This is a genomic window from Pedobacter sp. GR22-10, from assembly GCF_026239715.1.
In the GTDB taxonomy this organism is placed as follows: Bacteria; Bacteroidota; Bacteroidia; order Sphingobacteriales; family Sphingobacteriaceae; genus Pedobacter.
In genome coordinates, this window is sequence record NZ_JAPIVR010000006.1 from 54,583 (window position 1) to 75,604 (window position 21,022).

The following is a 21,022-nucleotide window of genomic DNA, read 5'->3' on the forward strand; positions in this document are numbered from 1 at the left end:
TGATGAATAATCCATATCAGGCGATCTAACAAGAATACACTAAAACGGATCACCTGAACAAATCTACTAAAATAAAAGAAAGCGTTTGACTGGCACCTATTTCATATTATCTGGACATTAAAATTATCTGCCAATTATCCACTTTATTTTAGTCTTACTTATCAGGGCAATGAGCAACATTGTAGCAGAATAAACAATTGTAAATCTACAGGCAATATAAAGAAGCATATTACCCAAAGACATTTCATTGAATTGAATTATGTGGAAGGGTCTGAAAACTTCAGGCAAAAGATGGGTAACCAATATATAGTGTATTAAATAAACACCAAATGTAGTTTCCCTTGGCTTTAAATATTTGACAAATCTAAATTCCTTTATTTTAAACAATAAAAAGATAGTGGCTAATGAATAGAAAACATTACTTATTCTTAATGTATTATATGGATCTTCACTTTTTACCTTTATTAGATGAATAATATCGAACACCGCTAAATAGAAAGTTATCATAAATAAACCAATAAAGATATAATATGGCGTTTTTTGAATAAATGCTTCAATTTTACTCCAATACTTATTAAAAATGGCACCCAACCATAGATAAAAAATAAATCCAAAAATTGCGATAGTGTGCGATGTAATAAACCATTCGAAATATACATTAGCGCTATAAGTTAAAGTAAGCACCAAAAAAATTGCCCCCAGCCACCATTTGTACAAATACTTCTTAAAGCATAATAGTATTGCGATACAAAACATAAAATTGATAATAAACCAATAATTGGTAAATAGATAAATCATCTCTATTTTTTCAATCAGCAACTTCCGGAGATGAAAATCGCCTGACCGATGCAGCGCAATGTAATTTTGAATGATGATAGCACACAAAAATATCAGTGACCATATTAACCAGGGTAGAAATACTGTGGATAAACGTCGTTTAAAATATTGCCAGGATGAATAGGTTGTAAACTTACTCCCCAATAAAAATCCGGCTAATAAAAAGAAGGATATGGTACCAAATTTTGAAAACTGAATTAACCCGATGTAAATGATGTGTTTTAGAGGAAAACCATTAAAGATATATGTGCCATTATACGTACAGTGTTCCATAACAATTCCCATCATTGCAATGCACCTGATGGTATCTATAAAATCAAAATTCCTTTTTATGGGCACTGTTTCTTTAGCTAATTCTGTATTCATTAAATATTTAAGTGGTTTGATTAACAAATATGTGATAAAAAAAGGGTTCCGATGTGAATCGGAACCCTTTTAACATTTATGTATATAAAATTTTACATATAAATATTAGCAACTAAATCAGATATATATAATGAATCCAAGAAATATAAATATACAATTCTCTGTTACTTATTTAAATAAACTTTATTGAATTATAGCGCCTAAAACATAACCAAATGTACTAGGTATATTTCTGGCATTGCTTAATTTAAAATAATATTTATTGGCAACATCGGGGCTTGTGATGTATCTTAACATATAGACTCCTTGAGCTGTATGCTCATAAAAATAAGTTCTTCCATTTCCTGAATCTCTCAATAATTCAGCACCTGGAGGGATTGGCGGACCTTCCGTGAGACCTAATTCTGACAGAGTTGAAATTTGTTTAATATTTGAGGTTACTTGTACAATAGGATTAAATGGTGGTCGTTTTATTATTGTAGTAGTTTCAAAATTATAAACTGCCTGTAAAGTCCCATAATCCTGAATGTGCCTAGCCTTTCCATTCATTACACTGAATACTCTTCCATCTGGAGTGCGTAAAAGCTTACCTTCTTGTGTAGGATTGTAGTTTTCATCAATAATCAAATTAGCTTGGTTATTAGTTAAGTATTGAATGACATAATTCTTTACAGCTAGAGCCTTTGATGGATCAGGAATTAAATCGTATATAGGCATTAAGCCATCAGGAGTAATATCAATCATTTCTGAATTTGCAAGTGTTGAAGTACTTTGCCACCCTGATATTACAACGGTTGGGGTAGGATTAGGATTTGATGCATTACCTATCGGAACTTGACCTACTAAGCTTTGAGTAGGATCTCCTCCTATTGTTCTATATTGTAATTTTTGTGAAGTATTTTCAACGATATCATTGCTATCATATGTGTATCCTGTATTTAACTTAAAAATTAACTTAACACTTAAGTCCACTCCAGCCGAACTTGCAATTGTCCTTTCAGACTTTGACGTTTCGGATTTGTATAATGCTTCAAGCTTTGTTCCAAGAATAATGTCTGTTAAAACATGTGTTCCATAACGGCTTACAATGTATTCCGGTGATTGACTTTGCACATCAGATAAAAAACTTGGTGATAGATAACTTTTTAAAAGATCATTAGGTGCATTAAATTTCACTCGTTTTTGCTGTATTTTTAGTCTATAGCTACTATAAATATTTCTGGATGAAAAATTATCAGTTTCGTTGTAAGCAGCATTTATAGTAGCCTTGAATAGTGATAATCCTAATAGCTCTGCACCAAAGGTATTACTAAATCTAGTAGTTAACTTCTTCAGATACGAAACAGCATCACTTCCAGCATCTAATATGCCCTCTTGTTTAGTAGCAAAATCCCATTCAACCCGAGTAGGATGATCGGTCTTTAATCTTACCACATCCACTACTGAAAACTTAGCAGCACTTGAATTTGCATATTCTCCAAGAACATCATAGCCATAGCCTAATAAATCATTTTGCCCATCTTTGGCGGATGCCAATCCATTGTGCTTATTATTCAATAACTGCCCATCAACCAATTCACTCTTTTTACAATTACTGAATAACGTCGTGAAAACACACAGCATGCAAATAATTTTTAACTTGTAATCTTTTTTCATAAATATTTTTTTCAAAACTACTAATGAAAAATATTACAGATGACAACTAGCAGTTATCAATATAAAGAAACATTACAAACGAGAAAAAAACAAATAAGTCTAATAGAGAGTTATTAAAACTACTTATTTTTTAGCCTTAATCTATTTTCAATCATACCAACATCACTGTTGTCATTAATAATTGACAATTGCTGGCGTGCTTTACCTTTTGAAAGGTCAGCTAATTTTGCCCTGGAGGCAAGTTTTAATGAACCATTAATGTTAGAAATTACTGCTTTCAAACAAGGTTCTTCTGGATCGCCCAAAATTGGATGAGCTGGAAGTATTACAGGAATATTAGGTTCCATTCCGTTAAAATAATCAGACCAGCCTTGTGCATTCTTAATCAAGAAACTACTTAAATAAATGGTATATTGATCTATATTCACACCAAAAAAGCCGACAGGTTTGCCATATGTTTTTTCACCCACAAGTTTGACATTGAAGTAAGGTTTAAGACAACTAATCAGCAACTCGCTTGCGGAAGCTGTTTCTCCGGAAACGATAACATAAATCTCTTCAACTGATTCTAAATTGCCCTTTTTTTCAAAAAGATAGGTATTTCCCTTTTCTGAATAATCTACATCTGCTAATGTAGCTGCCCTACCTTTATATGAAACAGCTTTCCCCGATTCATCCAGATATGGCTGATGCCTCAAAATCTTGCCATTCCCACTTTGAAGAGTAGCATTAAATTGTTCGGAATACATTACTTTCCCATTTAATTTGCCTGGCACAATTAAGTTAGCTACGTATTCCGCCGTCTCCACATATCCGCCTCCATTAGACCTAAGGTCTAAAACAAGGTATTTGGGATGTGCCAATGCTAGTTCTTCAAAAGCCTTATCCAGCATTGATTTGGCATCATTTAAGCGAGGAAAAGAGCTAAGTGAGATATAACCAACCTTTTTATCAGCAGATTGTATGATTTTATTAAATGGAATTGCTTCTTTTAATACAAGACCCGCTTGCCTAATCCCACCTTTTAATATCCCCAATTGAAGATAGGAGTATTTTGGAGTATTGTTATAACCTAATGCCTCATATGGCCTACCGGTTTTAGTATTTAATTTTAATTGTGAAAGATCGAAAAGTTCTTTCTTAAAAGCATTAATTTCAGGCGTAATCGATGAATATTTTTGCCTTGGGGCAAAATCCTGATAAGAAGGCAAAACATCATTCCATAAATAAATTTGCCTAGCATATAAATAAATAGAGTCTAGCGTAAATTTCAATCGGCTACCCGCTACAGGCGAAATAATTTCCTCTTTTGTATCTATTGACGCCGTCTTTTTACAGCCTGTAGAGGCCAAGAATAATAAAATAACTAAAATAGCATTTTTACAATCATGCCAATTTTTTATTAAAATATGAGTTTTCAAATCTTAACTAATAAATAATCAATTAATTACAGCAATACACACAAAATACATTGACGCAATATTTTCAGTACAAATTAAGACATTTAAATTGTAAGTATTAATAATATTTACCTGTATATATTTACTTATTATATATACATTTGTAAGACCTTAGAAACACAAAAATTTTCAGTTCTCAGCATGTTAGACATAGGAAATACCTTAAGAAGGTATAGAGATAAACATCAATACACTCAGCAGTACGTAGCCAACATTATAGGAATAAGCAGGGTAGCTTACAGAAAATGGGAAAACAATGAAGTTGATTTTGCCCTTTCTCAGTTAATGAAAATCGCAGAGCTATACGAAGTACCTATCCATCAAATCATTCTGCACTCAAAATTCAATAGCAATCAAATCATTCCATTACAACAGAAAGGTCGTCAATATTATTAGTAATTAAATTTTATTTTGATTCATCACTAATCTAAAGCTTTTATCAAACTTAAATTATCCAGTAATTCTGCGTTTTAAAAATAATGAACACAAAAAAAGTGACCCTTTTGGGATCACTTAAATTTTATATAGTTTAGATCACTTATAGTTTTCTCGCTACTTCAACTTGTTCGTAAGCTTCAACGATATCACCTACCTCAATGTTATTGAAGTTTTGAATGTTCAGACCACATTCGTAACCTTTAACCACTTCCTTCACATCATCTTTAAAGCGTTTTAATGATGCTAATTCACCGGTGTAAACGACAACGCCATCTCTAACGATACGGATCTTACTGTTACGGGTAATCTTACCATCCAATACCATACAACCTGCAATGGTACCCACTTTGGTAATTTTGAAAGTCTCGCGAATTTCAACGTTAGCCACAATTTTCTCTTCAAATTCGGGATCCAACATACCTTCCATCGCTGATTTAATCTCATTGATTGCATCGTAAATGATAGAATATAAACGGATATCGATTTGCTCAGCTTCAGCTAATTTACGTGCACCTGTTGATGGACGAACCTGGAAACCAATGATGATTGCATCAGAAGCAGAAGCCAACAAGACATCAGATTCTGAAATCTGTCCAACACCTTTACTGATGATATTGATCTGGATTTGCTCAGTTGATAGTTTCAACAATGAATCGGCCAGTGCCTCAATTGAACCATCCACGTCACCTTTAACAATGATATTAAGTTCTTTAAAGTTACCGATAGCCAAACGTCGACCAATCTCATCCAGGGTAATATGTTTCTGCGTACGCAATCCCTGCTCGCGTTGTAACTGCATCCGTTTGTTTGCAATATCACGTGCTTCAGTTTCACTTTCAAGCGCATTGAAACGGTCACCCGCTGTTGGTGCGCCCTGCATACCTAAAACCTGTACGGGTTGTGATGGACCTGCTGAATCTACTTTAGCACCACGCTCATTGGTTAATGCTTTAACACGTCCGCTAAAACTACCGGCTAAGATCGGATCACCAACTCTTAATGTACCCGCCTGAACCAATACTGTAGTCACAATACCACGCCCCTTATCCAATGCAGATTCAATAACTGAACCTGTAGCTCTTTTATTTGGATTGGCTTTAAGTTCTAATAACTCAGCCTCTAATAATACTTTATCTAAAAGTAAATCAACATTTAAACCGCTTTTGCTTGAGATTTCCTGTGATTGATATTTACCACCCCAATCTTCAACCAAAATATTCATTACAGATAATTGCTCACGAACTTTATCTGCATTTGCACCTGGCTTATCCACCTTCGTAAAAGCAAATACCAAAGGAACACCTGCAGCTTGTGCATGATTGATAGCCTCTTTTGTTTGCGGCATCACTGCATCATCCGCAGCAATTACGATAATTGCAATATCGGCAACTTTCGCACCACGGGCACGCATCGCTGTAAAAGCTTCGTGACCTGGTGTATCTAGGAATGTTACTTTTTTACCGGTTGGTGTGGTTACCATATACGCACCAATGTGCTGTGTAATACCACCAGCCTCGCCAGCTACCACATTTGCTTTACGGATATAATCCAGTAAGGAAGTTTTACCGTGATCGACGTGACCCATAATCGTAACAACCGGAGCCCTTTCGATTAAATCTGCCTCGTTATCTTCCTCTTCAATTACATTTTCCTCATCTTCATCCGGTTTAACGAACTGAATTTCGTAACCAAACTCATCAGCAACAATCGTTAAAGTTTCAGCATCCAAACGCTGGTTGATGGAAACAAACATGCCCAAACTCATACAGGTACCAATAATTTTAGTTACCGGTACATCCATCATGCTGGCCAGTTCATTAGCCGTAACAAATTCTGTTACTTTTAATATTCTTGATTGAGATTCAAGTTCATTTGCAGCCTCTTCAGCATTAAATGCAACATCATCACGTTTCTGACGACGCAATTTAGCACGTTGAGCAAATTTACCAGATTTACCAGCTCCACTTAAACGGGCAAGTGTTGCCTTAATCTGATCTTGAATTTCTTTCTCAGTAGGCTCCTCTTTAGGACCGCTTGGTGTAGCATTCCTGTTTTGGAAACCTGGTCTGTTGTTATTTCTATTTCCCTGATAAGGTGTACCACCTTGTCCGGCCGGTCTATTGCCCTGGTATGGCGTACCACCACCTGGACGATTACCTTGATAAGGTGTACGTGGTGTACCTGATGCGCCTGGCTGACCCTGACCCGCAGGATTTTGTCCTTGCTGACCCTGACCACCATGCTGACCTGGTGCTCCCGGAGTTTTTTTACGTTTACGTTTGCGTTTAGCAGCCTCGCTATCACTAGATGATGCTACAGGACCGTTTCTTCTATCCGGAGTAGTTGGTAAAACAATCTTACCAATGATATTCGGACCAGTTAATTTAACCGTACGTGCTTTAATTACTTCAGGCTCATTACTTACCGGTTTTACTTCGGCAGGTTTCACTTCTGCTGGCTTTTCTTCCGTTTTTGGCTGTTCTGCAGGTTTTACTGGTTCAGGTGCTTTTGCAACTGGTTGTGATGCAGGTGTAGGTATCTGGGCAGCAGGCGTTTCCTCTTTCTTAACCTCTGCTGATTTTTCTTCAACTTTAGGTTGTTCTACAGGCTTAACCGTCTCAGGTACTTTTGCAACTGGCTGTGATGCAGGAACTGCAGCAGCAGGGGTATCTTCTTTTTTAGCAGGGCGCGTTTTGGAATTAAGATCATTTAAATCAATCTTGCCCACAATTTTAACACCTGGTAATCCACCATCTTCCGCTTTGTCTTCTGTCTTCGTTGCTGCAACCGGCGCTGCTGCCGCAGGAATAGGTGCCGGAGTTTCTACTTTTGGAGTTTCTACGACCTTAGGTTTTTCTACCGGAGGAGTTGATGTTTGAGTATTCTTAATCAGAACCTCTTCATTTTTCTCGAAATCGGTATTTTTCTTCGGCGCTTCTACTGGCTTTTCAGTTTCAGGCTCGTCGCGACGTATTTTACCAATCACTATTTGTTTGGCTTCTTCTCTTACGATCTTATCTCCCTGATACTCTTTCAATAAGGCACTATACATGTCTCCCGTAAGTTTAAACATCGGGCTCTTCTCGGCAGAGAATCCCTTTTTGTTTAAAAACTCAACGGCCGTACCCATGCCTATATTAAGTTCCTTAATAGCTTTAATTAAAATGATTGGTTTGTCGTCTGACATTTAGCTCCTGTTATTTTTTAATATAATACAAAAGTAGTGTTTATTTGGCAATTACACCACTTATTCAAATTCTGACTGTAAAATCTGAACCACTTCTTTAATGGTTTCTTCTTCTAAGTCTGTGCGTTTCACCAAATCTTCTACTGTAAGTGCTAAAACACTCTTAGCAGTATCGCACCCGATAGCCTTTAATTCATCAATGATCCAGCTATCAATCTCATCTGAGAATTCTTCCAAATCCACATCTTCGTCGCTTTCTTCTCCGGCTTCACGGTATACATCAATTTCATAACCGGTTAATTTACCAGCCAGTTTAATATTATGTCCGCCACGTCCGATGGCTAATGAAACCTGATCTGGTTTTAAGTAAACCGATGCATGTTTGGTTTCATCATCCAATTTAATAGAAGTGATTTTTGCCGGGCTTAAAGCACGTGTGATATATAATGAGATGTTATTTGTGAAGTTAATCACATCAATATTTTCGTTTTTCAATTCGCGAACGATACCATGAATACGAGATCCTTTCATGCCCACGCAAGCACCTACCGGATCAATACGATCATCGTAAGACTCTACGGCTACTTTAGCGCGCTCTCCTGGTTCACGAACAATTTTCTTCACAGTAATCAAACCATCAAAAATTTCGGGAACTTCCAGTTCGAACAAACGTTGTAAAAACTCTGGTGCCGTTCTCGAAATGATAATTTTCGGATTCGCGTTGATCATTTCTACTTTAGAGATTACTGCTCTTACAGAATCGCCTTTTTTGAAATAATCAGCAGGAATCTGCTCGGTTTTAGGCATTAAAAGTTCGTTACCTTCATCATCTAAAACCAAAGTTTCTTTTTTCCAAACCTGATAAACCTCGCCAGTGATAATCTCACCTACACGATCTTTATATTTTTTGAAAATTTCATCTTTCTCTAATTCCAATACTTTAGAAACCAGTGTCTGGCGTGCAGCTAAAATTGCCCTGCGGCCAAAACTTTCCAACGTAATCTGCTCTATATAATCATCACCAACCTCTAAACTTGGGTCAATTTGATGTACATCAGCCAATTCAATTTCCAGATCATCATCTTCAGAGAAACCATCCTCCATTACTTTCCGGGTTCTCCAGATCTCTAAATCTCCGTTATCCGGATTTACAATTACATCACAATTTTCGTCTGTTCCGTATTTTTTACGCAACATGCTACGAAAAACTTCTTCCAGCACACTGATCACCGTGGGGCGATCTATATTTTTGAAATCTTTAAACTCCTGAAAAGAGTCGATTAAATTAATTGTTGTAGTACTCATTTTTTACCATGATTAAATAGATTAGTAAGATTACAAGAAATCTCGTTTTTGCTCATTAATCGTATTACTTAAAACTTATTAATACACTTGTTTCTAATATATCATTAAACGGTATTGTTGTTTCAACATTTACCGCTTTTTTCCCTTTTTCTTTAACTGACTCTTCCAACAACAAGTTGTCTTCCGCAACCTCTAAAAGCTTACCCTCCTTTTTAAGTCCATCCTTCAGCTTTACACTTAAAGTTCGTCCAATATTTTTAATGTACTGGCGGTTTAACTTCAGTGGTTCACCAACACCGGGTGAAGAAACTTCTAAATTATAGGCCTTTTCAATTACATTTTCCTCTTCCAGATGAAAACCTACATGCCTGCTGATTGCCACGCAATCCTGTATGCTAATTCCTTCGTCACCATCAACATGAATAATCAATTTATGGTTTGGTAACATTTTCACTTCGACCAGAAAAAGTTCTGGTCTGTCTGCAATTTTTTCCTCAACGAGGGCTGCAACTCTCTTTTCTACCTGCATATTTTACCCTGATTTCATAGAAAAAGGGGACATTGTCCCCTTCTCTTTTCTTCGATTACGATGCAAATGTAGTAAACATTTCTTTAAAATCAAACACTTAGCGTAATTATTGTGCTGATTATTACCGTTTAAGTATTTGTTTTTGCGGCTGTAAATTGTGCCTGGCACTACCATTAAGTAAGTTATCCATGCCTGCAAAATTAACTCCGATATAATTTTCTACCAGGTAACTTTTATTTTTCTGAAAAGGTTGTTCAGGTACGAAAATAACAGAATCGCCCGCTATCTTAACTTTTCCAGGCACTTCAATATCATCCTGCAAACTATCCAGGTCTCCGGGTTTCAGTATAACCGAAATCAAGGCTATGGAATCTGTATTTGCCTGATAATGATTTTTAACCTGCAATAAACTTGCTTCATCAATATTTTTAACTACGATCACTGTACTATCCGCTGCAAACTTAATCACAGGTTTTTTGTTTGTACCAGAACAAGAAATTAAAGTGGCTGCTATTATGGCAACTGCTGAAAATTTACACAGGCTTTTAAACATTAACAAATTTAAACATTATGAGATTAATTATTGAAGTTCTTTTGATGGGACTTGCATTTTTTATTGGGGCTAAACTGGTTCCGGGAGTAGAAGTAACAGGATTTATGAGTGCACTTATTGCAGCCGTTTTAATCGCACTTGCAAATGCTACCATTGGCTTTATTTTAAGATTGTTAACCTTCCCGATTAACTTTTTAACACTGGGTTTGGTATCCTTTATCATCACTGTTTTAATGATTCTTCTGGTAGACAGCATGATGACCTCTTTTAATACGTCTGGTTTCTTCGCTGCAGCATTTTTAGCCATTATCGTAGCGTTGATCAAAGCCGTTTTTGGCGCTGTTGCAGGAGAGAAGGAGTAGTTTCGAGTCTTGAGTCTGTAGTCCTAAGTCTTGAGTCTAAGGTTTACAGATTAAAAACAAATAAAGCGGCATCATAAGAATAGCCTGTGAAATTAAGTCGAAGCACTTAAATTCGCAGGCTTTTAAATTAATACTCAAGCTAAATAGCAGGAGTTATGATACGCTAAATAAGAGACTCCCGACTAATGACTCACGACTTAACTCAGCGTATAACTTCTCTTGATATTACCATTTTCTGAATCTCCGAGGTTCCTTCATAGATTTGGGTAATTTTTGCATCGCGCATTAAGCGTTCCACATGATATTCTTTAACGAATCCATATCCGCCGTGAACCTGAACAGCTTCAATAGTTACATCCATGGCTACTTTAGAAGCAAATAATTTAGCCATCGACCCTGCCTGGGTATAAGGTAGTCCCTGATCTTTTAACCATGCAGCTTTATAGACCAATAACCTGGCGGCTTCAATCTGTGTGGCCATGTCTGCAAGCTTAAAAGCAATCGCCTGATGTTCTGAAATGGGCTTCCCAAAAGATTTACGCGCTTTGGCATACTGTGTTGCCAATTCAAAAGCACCCTGGGCAATACCCAGCGCCTGTGCGGCAATCCCGATCCGGCCACCTTCCAATGTTTTCATCGCGAATTTAAAACCGAAACCATCTTCCCCTATCCTATTCTCTTTTGGCACCTTCACATCATTAAACATTAAAGAGTGGGTATCAGATCCACGAATCCCCAATTTATTTTCTTTTGGCCCAATAGTAAAGCCTTCCATTCCTTTTTCCACGATAAAAGCATTAATTCCTTTATGTCTTAATTCCGGGTGAGTTTGCGCGATAACTAAATATGTTGAGGCCGAATTCCCATTGGTAATCCAGTTTTTCGTTCCGTTTAACAGGTAATAATCACCTTTATCCTCGGCGGTAGTCTGTTGAGATGTCGCATCCGATCCGGCCTCCGGTTCTGATAAGCAAAATGCCCCAATCTTTTCTCCGGATGCCAGGGGTTTAAGGTATTTCTCTTTCTGTGCTTCATTTCCATAAGCCTCCAAGCCATAGCAAACCAGGGAATTATTTACCGAAACCACCACTGATGCAGAAGCATCGATTTTAGAAAGCTCTTCCATCACCAATACATAAGAAATGGCATCAAGACCGCTGCCATTATATTTATCGCTGACCATCATGCCCAGGAAACCAAGTTCACCGAGTTTTTTCACCTGTTCTACCGGAAATTTCTGATGCTCGTCCCGCTCAATTACACCTGGCTTAAGCTCTTGCTGTGCAAAATCTCTTGCGGCCTGCTGGATCATTATCTGCTCTTCACTTAATTCAAAATGCATAACATTTAAGTATAAAGGGTTAGTAAATCAAATGTAGCATTTCAAATCTAAAATTACTATGGCTGCATAGTAATTTTATTGAAATATTTGTATTCTGCCTTTAGCTTACCATAGCGAATTTCTCATCTTGTAGGTTTGGAATCAGGTTTCATTAATATTAAGAAAGCACTAAAACACCCCAAAACGAGAATAAGTAAAATTTGCGAAGAATGGATAATTGTGGCATATGCCAATCCATCTTTAAAGGATATGGCGTATAAAACCAGAGATTGTGCCACCATCCAGTGAAAAACACCTATACCACCCTGCACGGGCGCGGCCATGGCAAAACCTGAAAATACAAGTGCCGTAAATGCAGCATTAAAATGAAGATTACTTGTTGATGGAATAGCATAAAGACAGCAATACATGGAGATCAGGTAAAAACTCCAGATTGCAAATGTGCAAAGCAGGAATAACCACTTGTTTTTCATTTTGCTATAAGAACCAAATCCCTGTCTTAGGCTCACAAAAATTCTCAGGAACTTTTTGCCTACTCTTCTGCGCAGAAGATAGAATAAAACACCAAAGAATAAAATCATTATGATTCCAAATGCGACCAACCAAACATAGTTTACCCGCATCAGGTGGTTTGCAATATTCTGATAAATGCGGTAATAAAGAAAATCAATTACTACATCATATTGAAAGACGAGCATTGCTAAACCGGTAAGAAAAAGCACTAAGACATCGAAAAGTCTTTCTGTAATCACCGTACCGAGAGAAGAAAAAACCGGAACGTTTTCTGTTTTGTGCATTACAGAACAGCGAACCACTTCACCGAAGCGGGGTAAGGCTAAATTTGCGAAGTAACCAATAATTACACCGTGATAAACATTCAGGAAACTAACCTGATAATGAATAGATCGATAAAGCATCTGCCAGCGCAATGCTCTTAGCACATAGGCAATCAACACCGATAATGCAGAGATAATGACGTAAAACAAATTGGCTGTTTTAATTTCCAGCCAGATCTTTTGCAGATCCTGACCTCGAAACGCCAAGTATAAAATACCTACTCCTATCAAAAGCATGATGAGGTATTTTACTGCCGTTTTAAGGTCGAGCGTCACAATGCTATTTTAGTAAATGATTGTTGTCATCCGGAAAAACAAGGATAGGATTATATTGCTTTGCCTCTTCAATTGGAAGGCTTCCGTAAGACATAATGATCAGGATATCGCCTAACTGAGCCAATCGGGCTGTTGCACCGTTTAAACAGATTGTTCCGGTACCACGTTCGCCTTTAATTACATAAGTTTCGAAGCGGGCACCATTATTATTATTCACAATTTGCACTTTTTCATTGGCAATAATATTGGCCGCATCCATTAAATCTTCATCAATCGTAATACTGCCAACATAATTCAGTTCAGCTTGTGTTACTTTAACACGGTGTATTTTCGATTTTAATATTGTAATAACCATTTGGCAAAGTTAGTAATAATGTTAGAATGAATGACCGAATTAGTGAATGATAGAATTAGTAAATGATGGAATGATTGAATTAGTGAATTAGTGAATGATAGCATGATGGAATAATCGAATTAATGAAGGATAGAATGATAGAATTAGGAAATCTACCTTCTGGAACCAAAACATTCAATCACTCAATCATTTTATAACTCAATCATTAATTTGTTGGAATAATACTAAGTATGAATTAGTAAATGATGGAATGATTGAATTAGTGAATGATAGCATGATGGAATAATTGAATTAATGAAGGATGGAATGATAGAATTAGGAAATCTACCTTCTGAAACCAAAACATTCAATCACTCAATCATTTTATAACTCAATCATTAATTTGTTTGAATAATATTAAGTATGAATTAGTAAATGATGGAATGATTGAATTAGTGAATGATAGCATGATGGAATAATTGAATTAATGAAGGATGGAATGATAGAATTAGGAAATCTACCTTCTGAAACCAAAACATTCAATCACTCAATCATTTTATAACTCAATCATTATTTAATGATCATATTATCAATCAGTCGCGTCGATCCAACTTTCGCTGCAACCAATGCCACCAGGCTATCTTCATCTTTAGAAGTTGCAGGCGCTAGTGTATTGCCATTGGCAATAGTAAAATAATCCAGTTCTACTCCCTTAATATCTTGATAAAATGTCTTTGCCTTTGCTTCCAGCTCATCTAATGAATATTCTTCAAAATGTTTAACCACAAAATAAAGAGACTCATTTAACACCAGGGAATGTTGTCTGTCATCCGCTGACAAATGAATATTCCGGCTACTCATGGCCAGTCCGTCATCTTCTCTTATAATAGGACAGGTAATGATCTGAATAGGAAGGTTAAAATACTTAACCATATTTTTGATCATCAATACCTGCTGAAAATCTTTCTGTCCGAACATGGCTATATCAGGCTCTACTGCATCAAAAAGTTTTTTCACAATTTGTGTAACCCCCTGATAGTGGCCTTTTCTAAACTCGCCTTCGAGTAAAAACTCAGCTTTTCCAAGATCAATTGACCAGTTTTCCTGCTCATCTGAAGGATACATTTCTTCCACATTTGGCATGAGTACGCCACTGCAACCTGCAGCTTCGAGCATTGCCAAATCATGTTCAATAGGGCGGGGATATTTTTCCAGGTCCTTCGGATCCGTAAACTGTGTAGGATTTACAAAAATGCTGCAGATAATGATGTCTGCGTTTTGCTGTGCAAGTTTGATTAAAGAAATATGGCCATGATGCAAGGCACCCATTGTAGGTACAAGTGCTATTTTTTTACCCGATTCTTTTAGCGGTTTTAAGAAAGCTTTAAGCGTTGCTTTGGTTTTAAATATTTCCAATTTGGTCTATCTAAATTAAAGTGGTAAAGGTGTAAATTAATCTAAACGAAACCAAACAAATGCTTGCTATATTGATAAATAGTATTATTATGCTTACCTTTGCAGCTCATTATCTTTTATTTAACTTAATATTTTCCTACAATATGGAGATGGCAAAAACGAAGCTGCTGATTGTTACACACGAGATGTCGCCTTTCCTCGAGCTTACTAAAATTTCTGAAATCACCCGTCAGCTACCGCAGGCTATGCAAGAAAAAGGATTCGAAATCCGCATCTTGATGCCTAAGTTCGGCAACATCAACGAAAGAAGAAATCGTTTACACGAAGTAATCCGCTTATCAGGAATGAACATCATTATTGACGACAATGATAATCCCTTAATTATTAAAGTAGCATCCATCCCAGCTGCACGTATGCAGGTTTATTTCCTTGATAACGAAGAGTATTTTCAACGTAAACAAGTATTTAGAGACGCGAGTGAAAAATTCTTTGAAGACAATGACGAGCGCACAATTTTCTTCTGTAAAGGCGCATTGGAAACTGTTAAAAAGTTAGGGTGGGCTCCAGACATTGTTCATTGTCATGGTTGGATGAGTGCTTTAGTTCCTGCTTATATTAAAACTACTTATAAAAATGACCCTACTTTCAAGAATTCAAAAGTAGTGTATTCAATTTATGAAGATGGTTTCACAGAAAAACTGAATGATAAGTTTGCATCTAAAGCAGTAATGGCTAACATGACTGAAGAAGATACCAAAGCTTTCGTTCCAGCTGATTGCAACAGCATGCATATTGGTGCAGTAACGCACGCTGATGCTGTGGTTTTAGCAGATGAAAATCTTGATGCCGCTGTGTTAAAATTTGTTAAAGATTCCAATAAACCAACATTAGCATTTAACTTAACCGAGAATTTTGAAAACTTCTATAATTTTTATGAAGAAATTTCAAATGATGAATTGGTTTCAGTTGCTTAATCAGGTATTATTATTTTAAATATGAAATTTACAAAACAAGACTTATTAACCCTGTTGATAGGTCTTTTTCTTTTTGCATCATGTAAAAACCCAGGTGCTGTTGGCTTAGATGTTGATCCTAGCGCAGCTTTAGAAGGCACTTTGGTTAATAATGAGCAGATCAATTCTCAAACTATTAAGGAAAACGATATCCCTACAGGTGGATTAACTCAACATCCAATAGGCTATATGGTTGATCCGATTTTTGGAAAAACCGAATCCAGCCTGGCCATGACAGTAGCACCGCCAGCTACACTTACCCAGGATTTTGGTACGAACTCCACATTAGATTCGGCGGTACTGGTGCTAAATCTTGGTACTCAGTTTTACGGAGACACCACAACTTCTAAGTATAGTATTGATGTTTATCAGCTTACCAATAAAATCACCAATTTCAAAAGTTCTGATGTACAGGCGCATAACAGTACCTTATTGGGAAATTTTAACAGCAAAATCTTTCCGAAAACGCCGATTAAAATTACGGATATTGTTGCAGGTAAAGCGGATACCTTAAGAACGGTTAAGGCACAAATCAGAATTCCCCTAAACAAAGCTTTTATTCAAAGCACTATTTTAGCACAACCTGCTGCCACATTTACAACCAATGCGAAGTTTATAGATTATTTTAAGGGCTTATATGCTGAGATTAACAAAACATCATCTACCATTGCTGGCGGTGGCATAGCATTCATTGATCTTGCTACAACCAATTCATACGTTCAATTGGTGTATAAAAAACCTAATACCAGCAACGGCATTGATACCACAAGCGTAAATTTTCCAATTTCTACAGCAAACGGCGCTGCGGCAAATATTAAACATGATTATACGGGTACGGATATTCAAACGCAATTGACAAATACTTCTACGCAGTATAATGTAACCTATTTACAAGGTCTGGTAGGCGTAAAAACAAAACTTTCTTTTCCAAATCTTGCTAATTTTGCCAGTACTCATGGAAAAGTTATAGTGAATAAAGCAGAATTAGTGGTTGATGTTAGTAATGGTTCTTTTGCTAATCCTTTTGCGCCTGCAGAAAGAATAGCGATGTACCGTTGGGATATTGCAGAACAACCGGCCAACATACCTGATTTAACTAACCTTGGAAGCGCTGGTGCAGGGTTATTCGGTGGTGCTTATCAATCGCTTAATAACAGATATATATTTAATATCACAGCTTACGTACAAGGGCTTATTGATAAAACCATCACTGATTATGGAACTTTCTTAGCGCCATCATCTACTACCGCTTACGAAATTACACCATCAGGTACGTCAGCAGGAAGAGCTGTTATCGGATCTTTTGGCAACACCACAAATAAAATAAAACTGAATATTTATTATACCAAAATAAATTAACAGGTTGAATCCTTTAGAAAACCTCAGCAGATCATGTTGAGGTTTTTTTTTGCCTGATAAATTATTTTTACGCTAAACAATCTTTGTTTAGTATATTCGTCGACGTTAGAAATACCCCAAATTATGTGCGGAATAGTAGGTTATATCGGTTACAGAGAGGCTTGGCCAATAGTTTTAAAAGGACTTAAAAGATTAGAATACAGAGGTTATGACAGTGCCGGTATAGCACTGATAAATAATAGCGGACAAAGCATTTATAAAAAAGCTGGTAAAGTAGCTGTTTTAGAAGAATTTGCCGAACATCAGGATCGTACAGGAACCATTGGCATGGGACATACCAGATGGGCAACCCATGGTGTTCCTTCAGACCGGAATTCGCATCCACATACTTCCAATAACGGTAAACTATCTATTATTCATAACGGTATCATTGAAAATTATGCTACGCTGAAAGAAGAGTTGATAGGCCGTGGACATGAATTTAAAAGTGATACGGATACTGAAGTACTCATCCATTTGATTGAGGAAATTCAAAAGATAGAAAACTTAGATCTGCTGGAGGCCGTTCGTTTAGCATTAAATGAGGTGAGTGGTGCTTATGCCATTGTGATTATGGATAAAGACCATCCGGATCAATTAATTGCAGCAAGGAAAGGCAGCCCGATGGTGATTGGTGTTGGTAAAGGCGAATATTTTATCGCTTCAGATGCTACGCCGATTATTGAATATACCAAAAATGTAATCTATTTAAAAGACGGCGAAATTGCTTTGGTCACCAGAGAAGATTTACTGGTGAAGCAATTGGATAACATTGTGCAAACACCTTTAATACAGGAACTTGAGCTGAAGTTAGAAATGCTTGAAAAAGGCGGTTTTGAGCATTTCATGCTAAAAGAAATCTACGAACAACCACGATCCATTAAAGATTGTATGCGTGGGCGAATATATCCGGCAGAAGGCAAAGTGCAGCTGGGCGGGATAAAAGAATTTGCAGAGAAATTAAAAAACATCGACAGAATTATCATTGTTGCCTGCGGAACATCATGGCATGCAGGTTTAGTTGGCGAATACCTGATCGAAGAATATGCCCGGATTCCGGTTGAAGTGGAATATGCATCTGAATTCAGGTACCGGAACCCGATTATAACGGAAAAAGATGTGGTAATAGCCATCTCTCAATCAGGAGAAACGGCAGATACGATGGCGGCCATTGAAATGGCTAAAGAACGTGGCGCAACCATATTTGGAATTTGCAATGTTGCCGGTGCATCTATTCCTCGTTTAACTCATGCAGGGGTTTATACGCATGCAGGACCTGAAATTGGTGTTGCTTCTACTAAAGCCTTTACTGCGCAGGTTACCGTGCTAACCCTCATGGCTTTTTATATGGCACAGCAAAAGGGCACCATTACGGCTTCAAAAATGATTGAACTTTTAACGGAGCTGGATCATATCCCTGAAAAGATTCAAAAAGCACTTGAATCCAACGATATCATCAAAGAGGTAGCAGAAAAAATTAAAGATTCACGAAACTGCCTGTTTCTTGGCAGGGGAAGCGGCTTCCCTGTTGCCCTTGAAGGCGCATTGAAGTTGAAGGAGATTTCCTACATCCACGCAGAAGGTTATCCAGCTGCCGAAATGAAGCATGGCCCTATCGCACTCATCGATGAAGAAATGCCTGTGGTTTTTATTGCCACTAAAAATTCATCTTATGAAAAAGTAATCAGCAATATCCAGGAAGTTAAAGCCAGAAAAGGAAAAGTAATCGCTATTGTTACTGAAGGCGATACCGAAGTACAGAAAATGGCAGATTATTGCATTGAGATTCCGGATGCAAATGAAGCATTTCTACCTTTACTGGCAACAATTCCACTTCAGCTGTTATCTTATCATATTGCTGTAATGAGAGGCTGCAATGTCGATCAGCCACGAAACCTGGCCAAATCGGTAACGGTAGAATAATGGTATATATATTTAAATAAAATGCGGTATTATAAATTCAGGATGACATCTCGAGATTAAATATGTCATCCTGATTTCCTGTTCAGGGACTTGTAAAAATGCAGTTAATCGCGTTTCGACAAGCTCCTTAATAAATTAGTATAAATTTCAATACCACCGCTGTATAATTAAGATTTAAAAAGGTAAATCACCATTTTCATCTGAAGGTCCAATGGTAAACTCGTCTTCAATTTTACGCTCTGCCGGTGCTTGCTGAATTGTATTGGCCGGACTTTGTTCAAAATCACTTTTACGGCCCAACATGGTAAAGTTTTCTGCTACGATTTCAGTTACATACTTCTTTACTTTTTCTTTATCCTCGAAAGATCTTGTCCTTAATTTACCTTCAATGTAAACAAGTTTCCCCTTTTGCAGGTACTTTGAAGCAACCTCTGCAAGCCCACGCCATAATACAATATTATGCCATTCTGTTTGTTCTACTCTTTTTCCATCTTTATTGTAGGTTTCTGATGTTGCAAGGGGGAAACTTGCCACGGTAACGCCTCCATCTAAATGGCGCACTTCAGGGTCTTTGCCTAAATGGCCGACTAAAATCACTTTGTTAATGCCCGACATAAATATTATTGGTTAGATTTTTCAGTTTAAAATGATCGCCAGATGGTTAGTTATTCCATCACTCATGAAGGTATTCAGTTATAAAATCATGAATAACTTTTGGCTGCGGCAATTCATCTAATATTGTTAAAGAAACCCATTTTAGTTCCTTTTGTTTACTAAAGTTAAATATATAATTTTTTAGAGAAAAAAAATGCAGATGGATAATTTGGTGTGTCAAGATGTGTTTTTTACTCGTTAAAAGAGTAAAACTGGCAGCCATTCCAAAAACATCAGAAACTTTTTCGGCAAAACTGGAATTGTTCAGGTTAACTTCTTCCGGAGTTTCAATAGAAGGAAAATCAAAAAGATGCTGCCAGATATCACCGGCCTGCCTTTCGCGAACCAAAACCTGATGATCATTTTCACAGATAAAATAATTGATATAGCGGTGCTTTGGTGCCGCCTTACGAAGCTTAACAGGCAATAAGCTAACTTGATTATGCTTGAACGCAAAGCAGGTCTGATTTAATGGACAAACACTACAATTTGGCGATTTTGGCTTACATTGCATCGCACCGAATTCCATGATCGCCTGGTTATAGGTGGCAGGATCTTCCTGGTAAAGCAATTCATTAGCCAATATATAAAATTCCTTTTTGCCTGCAGGCGAATTAATTGGTGTAGAAATACCAAAATACCTGGCTAAAACCCTGAACACATTTCCATCTACCACAGCCCTAGCCTCACCCGAAGAAAAAGAGGATATTGCAGCAGCAGTATATTCACCTATCCCTTTCAGCTTAATCAGTTCATCATGTCGATCCGGAAATATTCCATTAAGATTATTTACAACTAATTGAGCTGTTGCGTGCATATTTCTGCCACGCGAATAGTAGCCCAAACCCTGCCAAAGCTTAAGCACCTTTGTTTCCGTAGCCGAGGCAAAATCGGTCACGGTGGGGAAATTTTCTAAAAACCTGTTGAAATATGGCAGCCCTTGTTCAACCCTGGTCTGCTGTAAAATAATCTCTGATAACCATATGGTATAAGCGTCTTTGGTGTGCCTCCAGGGCAGATCCCTTTTATTATTTTGATACCAATTTATCAGTTCAGTCTGGAATGTCATTGGTGCAAATTACGGGGTAATTACCGGATAAAAAAAAATCTTGCAATCAGCTGATATCTTAACTTATA

At 37.1% G+C, this 21,022-nt stretch carries 18 protein-coding genes; 5 read left to right on the top strand and 13 right to left on the bottom strand.

Going from position 1 to position 21,022, the window contains the following annotated elements; all coding sequences use genetic code 11:
• Positions 1–123: 123 nt before the first annotated feature.
• The 3 genes from OQX64_RS22585 to OQX64_RS20510 form a co-directional block, all read right to left on the bottom strand.
• Positions 124–1,203 (bottom strand): acyltransferase family protein, encoded by a 1,080-nt coding sequence (locus OQX64_RS22585; protein WP_416240478.1) that lies wholly within the window; start codon positions 1,201–1,203, stop codon positions 124–126.
• 183 nt (positions 1,204–1,386) lie between these two features.
• Positions 1,387–2,859 carry an MAC/perforin domain-containing protein gene (locus OQX64_RS20505; protein ID WP_265820167.1) on the bottom strand — a complete coding sequence of 491 codons (1,473 nt, stop codon included), beginning with the start codon at positions 2,857–2,859 and terminating at the stop codon, positions 1,387–1,389.
• Positions 2,860–2,978: 119 nt separating this feature from the next.
• Positions 2,979–4,280, bottom strand: coding sequence for a S41 family peptidase (locus tag OQX64_RS20510; protein ID WP_265820168.1), 1,302 nt, complete (start codon positions 4,278–4,280; stop codon positions 2,979–2,981).
• A 180-nt stretch (positions 4,281–4,460) separates the two neighbouring features.
• Here OQX64_RS20510 and OQX64_RS20515 point away from each other — a divergent pair, with 180 nt between their 5' ends.
• Positions 4,461–4,715, top strand: coding sequence for a helix-turn-helix transcriptional regulator (locus OQX64_RS20515; protein WP_265820169.1), 255 nt, complete (start codon positions 4,461–4,463; stop codon positions 4,713–4,715).
• Between the two features lie 142 nt (positions 4,716–4,857).
• On the opposite strand, the gene infB is transcribed toward OQX64_RS20515, so the two are convergent.
• The 4 genes from infB to OQX64_RS20535 form a co-directional block, all read right to left on the bottom strand.
• Positions 4,858–7,944 (bottom strand): translation initiation factor IF-2, encoded by a 3,087-nt coding sequence (gene infB / locus OQX64_RS20520; protein ID WP_265820170.1) that lies wholly within the window; start codon positions 7,942–7,944, stop codon positions 4,858–4,860.
• A 60-nt stretch (positions 7,945–8,004) separates the two neighbouring features.
• Entirely contained in the window at positions 8,005–9,249 is a 1,245-nt protein-coding gene (gene nusA, locus OQX64_RS20525) for a transcription termination factor NusA (protein WP_088302462.1), read from the bottom strand.
• 64 nt (positions 9,250–9,313) lie between these two features.
• Positions 9,314–9,778 (bottom strand): ribosome assembly cofactor RimP, encoded by a 465-nt coding sequence (gene rimP, locus OQX64_RS20530; protein WP_265820171.1) that lies wholly within the window; start codon positions 9,776–9,778, stop codon positions 9,314–9,316.
• Between the two features lie 121 nt (positions 9,779–9,899).
• A complete protein-coding gene (locus OQX64_RS20535; RefSeq protein WP_265820172.1) occupies positions 9,900–10,331 on the bottom strand; it encodes a hypothetical protein in 432 nt (143 codons plus the stop codon).
• Between the two features lie 17 nt (positions 10,332–10,348).
• On the opposite strand from OQX64_RS20535, the gene OQX64_RS20540 reads away from it, so the two are divergent.
• On the top strand, positions 10,349–10,693 hold the full coding sequence (locus OQX64_RS20540; RefSeq protein WP_088302459.1) for a phage holin family protein: 345 nt from the start codon (positions 10,349–10,351) through the stop codon (positions 10,691–10,693).
• A gap of 202 nt (positions 10,694–10,895) precedes the next feature.
• Here the strand turns inward: OQX64_RS20540 and OQX64_RS20545 are convergent, their stop codons facing one another.
• The 4 genes from OQX64_RS20545 to panC form a co-directional block, all read right to left on the bottom strand.
• On the bottom strand, positions 10,896–12,035 hold the full coding sequence (locus tag OQX64_RS20545) for an acyl-CoA dehydrogenase (RefSeq protein WP_265820173.1): 1,140 nt from the start codon (positions 12,033–12,035) through the stop codon (positions 10,896–10,898).
• 122 nt (positions 12,036–12,157) lie between these two features.
• A complete protein-coding gene (locus OQX64_RS20550; protein ID WP_265820174.1) occupies positions 12,158–13,108 on the bottom strand; it encodes a lysylphosphatidylglycerol synthase transmembrane domain-containing protein in 951 nt (316 codons plus the stop codon).
• Between the two features lie 43 nt (positions 13,109–13,151).
• Entirely contained in the window at positions 13,152–13,502 is a 351-nt protein-coding gene (gene panD / locus OQX64_RS20555; protein ID WP_088302456.1) for an aspartate 1-decarboxylase, read from the bottom strand.
• A 549-nt stretch (positions 13,503–14,051) separates the two neighbouring features.
• A complete protein-coding gene (panC, locus tag OQX64_RS20560) occupies positions 14,052–14,897 on the bottom strand; it encodes a pantoate--beta-alanine ligase (RefSeq protein WP_265820175.1) in 846 nt (281 codons plus the stop codon).
• 149 nt (positions 14,898–15,046) lie between these two features.
• Between panC and OQX64_RS20565 the strand changes: the two genes are divergently transcribed.
• The 3 genes from OQX64_RS20565 to glmS all read left to right on the top strand — a co-directional run bounded on the left by OQX64_RS20565 (position 15,047) and on the right by glmS (position 19,231).
• On the top strand, positions 15,047–15,871 hold the full coding sequence (locus OQX64_RS20565) for a glycogen/starch synthase (protein WP_088302599.1): 825 nt from the start codon (positions 15,047–15,049) through the stop codon (positions 15,869–15,871).
• A 21-nt stretch (positions 15,872–15,892) separates the two neighbouring features.
• Positions 15,893–17,269, top strand: a complete 1,377-nt coding sequence (locus tag OQX64_RS20570) for a DUF4270 domain-containing protein (RefSeq protein WP_265820176.1) — start codon at positions 15,893–15,895, stop codon at positions 17,267–17,269.
• A gap of 123 nt (positions 17,270–17,392) precedes the next feature.
• Positions 17,393–19,231: a glutamine--fructose-6-phosphate transaminase (isomerizing) gene (gene glmS / locus OQX64_RS20575; protein WP_265820177.1), complete on the top strand. Its 1,839-nt coding sequence runs from the start codon at positions 17,393–17,395 to the stop codon at positions 19,229–19,231.
• 174 nt (positions 19,232–19,405) lie between these two features.
• Here the strand turns inward: glmS and OQX64_RS20580 are convergent, their stop codons facing one another.
• The gene (locus OQX64_RS20580; protein ID WP_265820178.1) at positions 19,406–19,846 is read right to left on the bottom strand and encodes a single-stranded DNA-binding protein; all 441 of its coding nucleotides are present in this window, start codon (positions 19,844–19,846) and stop codon (positions 19,406–19,408) included.
• A 58-nt stretch (positions 19,847–19,904) separates the two neighbouring features.
• Positions 19,905–20,954, bottom strand: coding sequence for an A/G-specific adenine glycosylase (mutY, locus tag OQX64_RS20585; protein WP_265820179.1), 1,050 nt, complete (start codon positions 20,952–20,954; stop codon positions 19,905–19,907).
• Between the last annotated feature and the right edge of the window lie 68 nt (positions 20,955–21,022).

Coding starts and splice junctions, on each gene's coding strand:
- OQX64_RS22585 (WP_416240478.1), bottom strand. CDS start 1,203: ATGAATACAGAATTAGCTAAAGAAACAGTGCCCATAAAAAGGAATTTT.
- OQX64_RS20505 (WP_265820167.1), bottom strand. CDS start 2,859: ATGAAAAAAGATTACAAGTTAAAAATTATTTGCATGCTGTGTGTTTTC.
- OQX64_RS20515 (WP_265820169.1), top strand. CDS start 4,461: ATGTTAGACATAGGAAATACCTTAAGAAGGTATAGAGATAAACATCAA.
- infB (WP_265820170.1), bottom strand. CDS start 7,944: ATGTCAGACGACAAACCAATCATTTTAATTAAAGCTATTAAGGAACTT.
- nusA (WP_088302462.1), bottom strand. CDS start 9,249: ATGAGTACTACAACAATTAATTTAATCGACTCTTTTCAGGAGTTTAAA.
- rimP (WP_265820171.1), bottom strand. CDS start 9,778: ATGCAGGTAGAAAAGAGAGTTGCAGCCCTCGTTGAGGAAAAAATTGCA.
- OQX64_RS20535 (WP_265820172.1), bottom strand. CDS start 10,331: ATGTTTAAAAGCCTGTGTAAATTTTCAGCAGTTGCCATAATAGCAGCC.
- OQX64_RS20540 (WP_088302459.1), top strand. CDS start 10,349: ATGAGATTAATTATTGAAGTTCTTTTGATGGGACTTGCATTTTTTATT.
- OQX64_RS20545 (WP_265820173.1), bottom strand. CDS start 12,035: ATGCATTTTGAATTAAGTGAAGAGCAGATAATGATCCAGCAGGCCGCA.
- OQX64_RS20550 (WP_265820174.1), bottom strand. CDS start 13,108: ATGCTTTTGATAGGAGTAGGTATTTTATACTTGGCGTTTCGAGGTCAG.
- panD (WP_088302456.1), bottom strand. CDS start 13,502: ATGGTTATTACAATATTAAAATCGAAAATACACCGTGTTAAAGTAACA.
- OQX64_RS20565 (WP_088302599.1), top strand. CDS start 15,047: ATGGCAAAAACGAAGCTGCTGATTGTTACACACGAGATGTCGCCTTTC.
- OQX64_RS20570 (WP_265820176.1), top strand. CDS start 15,893: ATGAAATTTACAAAACAAGACTTATTAACCCTGTTGATAGGTCTTTTT.
- glmS (WP_265820177.1), top strand. CDS start 17,393: ATGTGCGGAATAGTAGGTTATATCGGTTACAGAGAGGCTTGGCCAATA.
- OQX64_RS20580 (WP_265820178.1), bottom strand. CDS start 19,846: ATGTCGGGCATTAACAAAGTGATTTTAGTCGGCCATTTAGGCAAAGAC.
- mutY (WP_265820179.1), bottom strand. CDS start 20,954: ATGACATTCCAGACTGAACTGATAAATTGGTATCAAAATAATAAAAGG.